We start from the raw sequence: 4083 nt of genomic DNA on the forward strand, positions 1-4083 counted from the left end.
TCAACGTTTTACGTTCACCTAAAACCAACCGGTCAATCGCGAGGTCAGGAAGATTTAAAAGGGCCTGAATCGTATCCTGATCGAAAGTCATCATAACAAGCGCTCGAATGACATTTTAGCGGAGCACCGCCATCAAGAGACTAATTTACATGATAACATACCCACCTGTGACCCGGGAGAGCCTCTTTTAACACCTTCAACAAACTACGGTTATTTAATATGAAGAATGTTGATTTTTTTATTGTGGGAGCACCCAAGTGCGGAACTACAGCTATGTATAGCTACCTAAAACGTCACCCGCAAATTTATTTTCCCGAAGTCAAGGAACCCCACTATTTTGGTAGTGATCTTGATTTCCATGGTCAATCGCGTATCACACTGAAACAATATGAAGATCTTTATAAAAATGCATCTGCGAATCAGATTCTCGGGGATGCATCTGTTTTCTATCTCTTGTCTGAATATGCCGCAGTAGAAATAAAAAAATATAACCCGGAGGCAAAAATTATCATAATGCTTCGTGATCCAATTGTCGTAATGCATTCTTTCCATAGTCAACGACTTTATGTTGGAACAGAAACAATTGAGGATTTCATCGAAGCTCTTGACGCGGAGACTGATCGAAAAGCCGGAAAGCGACTACCTAGGCACATTGGACTGCGGCAGGGACTCTATTACCGAGACGTTGTTCGGTTTGACCGGCAAGTCGAACGCTATCTTGAAAGATTTGATAATGATCATGTGCATATCGTTTTTTATGATGACTTTTCTAAGGATCCTCGAGCCAGTTATGAAGCAATATGCAATTTTCTCGGAATCACGCCAGAGTTATATTTTAAATTTGAACCCGTGAATGCTAATAAAATAGTACGCTACCGTTGGCTTCGTGATGTCATGAAATCGAAGCCTAAATCATTTTCGAGACTTTACCACATATTAATTCCACACACAGCGCTGAGACACTCATTCTCTAAGTTGATCAATAAATTTAATCTAGTCCATAAAATACGGACACCAATTCCAGAAGACATAATGATCAAGTTACGTCGTGAACTGCATGAATCAGTTACAGGATTAGAAAAAATGACTGGGAAAGATTTAAGCTCATGGAAAGCACAGAGATGATATATATACAGTGTTAAGCTCTTGCTTGAAGCCTTAACAAATGAATAATAGATTTACTTGATTGTAGTAATGGAAGGCAATAACTCATTAGAGTTGTACCTTGAGCTTAAACCCCTATCGCATATATCATAGAGTTTAGTGAGATCTGCTATTAAAGGCCTTAAACGATGACAGTTTTCGATCAATTTTCCGAACTCAAACGCGATCGAACCATCAAAGCCCACGATCGGCATGAGCCGAGAGAAATTTGACGCCCTCGTTCCGGCCTTCGCTGATGCTTATGATCAAATATTGCAGGAAAACTCCGTAACAAGACAATCAAATGCCTACCGAAAGGAGGTCCCTCGGGTGTTCTCGATACCCACGAAAAGCGTTTTTTTTGTCCTTGACTACCTTAAAACCGATCCCACTTTCGATGTTCTTTGGTTTTCATTTTAAACTCAGCGCAGGCCATGCACACGATTTCGTTGTGTTGTACTCCGACGTGCTCAACCGCGCTCTTGAGTCCTTGAACGTCGCACCGAAGCGAACGATTTAGTCACGCGACGAATTCAAGAATGTTGTTGAAAAATGTAGCAATATGATCGTTGATGGAACAGAAGTCGCCTGCGTCCGACCATCGGATGATGACCATCAAAAGAAACGATACAGCGGTCAAAAAAAGACATATCGTCAAAGTTCTAATGCTCACCAATCATGACTTGAAAATACTTGATAAGAGTCCAGTTTTTGGTGGCTCAGTACATGACTAGATGATCATGAATAAATGCTTTCCTCCAAACATTTCTTGGTTTGAAGGCATGACCCTGAGAGCCGACCTTGGCTTTCTTGGCGCAGCCACTGATGATGGACGTGGAGCCGACATTCGTTGACCTCATAAAAGGACAAAGCGATCAAAAGTGAATCCACATCCACGCTTAACCAAAATTCAACAAAGAGCGAATCATCATCACTCCAGTATCCGTGACCTTGTCGAGCATGCGATCGCTGGAATCAAATCGTTTCATGGCCTCACGCACCGGATTCGGAACCCGTCATCCGCACTCATAAATCAATTTTTCGGCCTTGCCGGTGGTCTTTGGAACTACAAAATATCATCAATTTCAACATCTAGACGTTCGTAATAACTCCATTTTAAACTCGGCGCAGGCTACGCACACCACGACGTTGTGTTGTATTCCGACGTGCTCAACCGTGCTCATGAGTCCTTGAGAGACTGTATAGAAAATTCTGCTCAATAGAGCCAAGATTCAGTGATATAATGGAAGCAAATAACTTTTTAGTAAGCAATTTGATTGTGACAGATTTGACGAAGGAGTTACGCGACGATGCGAGATCAACTTGCGACTCACTCGAACGTGGTTCTCTCTCATCATCCTGACTCAGTCGGCGTGACCGACTCAGCCAAGCAAAGGTCCGCTCGACGATCCATCGACGAGGCAGCACATGAAAGCCTTGATGTCCTTTCTGCCTCTTCACAATCTCAAGATGACAATTCAATTGAGTGAAAACCCAATCAAACAGTTCACGACCAGAGTACCTACGATCAGCCCAAATGATCTTGACGCTCTGGAGCAGCACAAACAGTTTCATCAGGACCTGTCGAGCGGCTTTCCCATCGTAGATGTTAGCGGCATGTGCACTCACGACGAGCAGGTAACCCATTGTATCGACTACAAAATGCCGCTTCACCCCCCTTTCCCAAGCTTGCCGCCATCAAAACCAGAGTCGATTGATGATTCCGGAGTTCCTTTGACACTTTGGCTATCGATCACGGCATTACTTAGGTCGGGATTTCGGCCTGAACGCTGACGCAAACGTGACCGTAGTGCCGCATTGATATGCTCTAGGAGTCCGCTGTGTTTCCGTTGATGATAATAGTCATTGACAAGGTCGTACGATGGGAAATCTTTTGGTCAATATCGCCATGGACAGCCTGTCTTATTCAAATAGAACATCGCGTTTAAAATCTCGCGATGATTTACTTCACGAGTCGCCCTGTCTAGTATGGCTCAAGCTCGTTCAAAATGGGCTCAATGATCGCCCTCTCTCGTCTGAGAGGTCGCCTAGGTAGCGGATAGGCGTATGAGAATTCTCTTTGGTCATATTCACTTCTCCGAAGTCAAAAGTGGCATTCGCATTATGACTGCCCATGCCCTCTGAACTTTATGACATTAAATCAATAATTTAATTCCAATACAGCCTCTGAATCCACATGCGCTTGACCAATATTCAACAAAAGGAGAATCTTCATCACTTCAGTATCCGTGTCCTCGTCGAGCATGTGATCGCTGCAATCAATTCGTTTCAGTGCCTCACGCACCAGATACGGAACTTGTCAGTCGCACTGATAGAACAATTTTAGGCCTTACTGGTGCTCTTTGGGGCTATAAATATACTAGATTAATAAAATGTTTGCGAAATTATTATGTTCATAATAACCTAAAGATCCATAATCATTTTCTGCCCATTTTATTGATTGATCATAGGTGATATTATGCTACGTTGCCAGTTTTCAGTTGAAGATCAACACCGCATTCAACTTCAGCGTTACCGCCATCCTGATCCGATCGTGCGGAAACGTATGACCATCTTGTGGCATAAGCACCTAGGCCTACCACACCATGAAATTGCCAAATTGAGTAGCGCGGCTCCGAATACCGTCACGACGACGATTCGGACTTATATTGAAAAGGGGCTGTCCGGTGTCGAGAAGCGTCACTTTCACCAGCCAGTGAGTCAAATCGAGCCGCAACGTGACTTCTTGAAATCGCATTTTTTGAAGTATCCCCCACGCACCCTTAAAGAAGCGGCAGCGGAGATCAAGCGGCTGACAGGAGTCTCGTTTACTGTGCCTCATGTGCGTCACCTCCTAATCTCGTTCGGACTCAGCCGAAAAAAACAGGAAGCGTCCCTGGGAAACTGGATGACAGCAAGCGAGAAGAACAAAAGTCATTT

At 43.8% G+C, this 4083-nt stretch carries 3 protein-coding genes; 2 read left to right on the plus strand and 1 reads right to left on the minus strand.

Annotated elements, in window-relative coordinates; all coding sequences use genetic code 11:
• The first annotated feature begins 219 nt into the window (after positions 1-219).
• Positions 220-1125: a sulfotransferase family protein gene (locus CKO25_RS20455; RefSeq protein WP_200389792.1), complete on the plus strand. Its 906-nt coding sequence runs from the start codon at positions 220-222 to the stop codon at positions 1123-1125.
• Positions 1126-2313: 1188 nt separating this feature from the next.
• Here CKO25_RS20455 and CKO25_RS20460 read toward each other — a convergent pair.
• Positions 2314-2790 (minus strand): transposase, encoded by a 477-nt coding sequence (locus tag CKO25_RS20460; protein ID WP_242467791.1) that lies wholly within the window; start codon positions 2788-2790, stop codon positions 2314-2316.
• 832 nt (positions 2791-3622) lie between these two features.
• On the opposite strand from CKO25_RS20460, the gene CKO25_RS20465 reads away from it, so the two are divergent.
• Positions 3623-4083, plus strand: a 461-nt coding sequence (locus CKO25_RS20465; RefSeq protein WP_503663882.1) for a transposase, incomplete at its 3' end; no start/stop codon positions are given.

This window comes from Thiocapsa imhoffii, from assembly GCF_016583985.1.
Taxonomy (GTDB): domain Bacteria; phylum Pseudomonadota; class Gammaproteobacteria; order Chromatiales; family Chromatiaceae; genus Thiocapsa; species Thiocapsa imhoffii.

Coding starts and splice junctions, on each gene's coding strand:
- CKO25_RS20455 (WP_200389792.1), top strand. CDS start 220: ATGAAGAATGTTGATTTTTTTATTGTGGGAGCACCCAAGTGCGGAACT.
- CKO25_RS20460 (WP_242467791.1), bottom strand. CDS start 2,790: ATGGGTTACCTGCTCGTCGTGAGTGCACATGCCGCTAACATCTACGAT.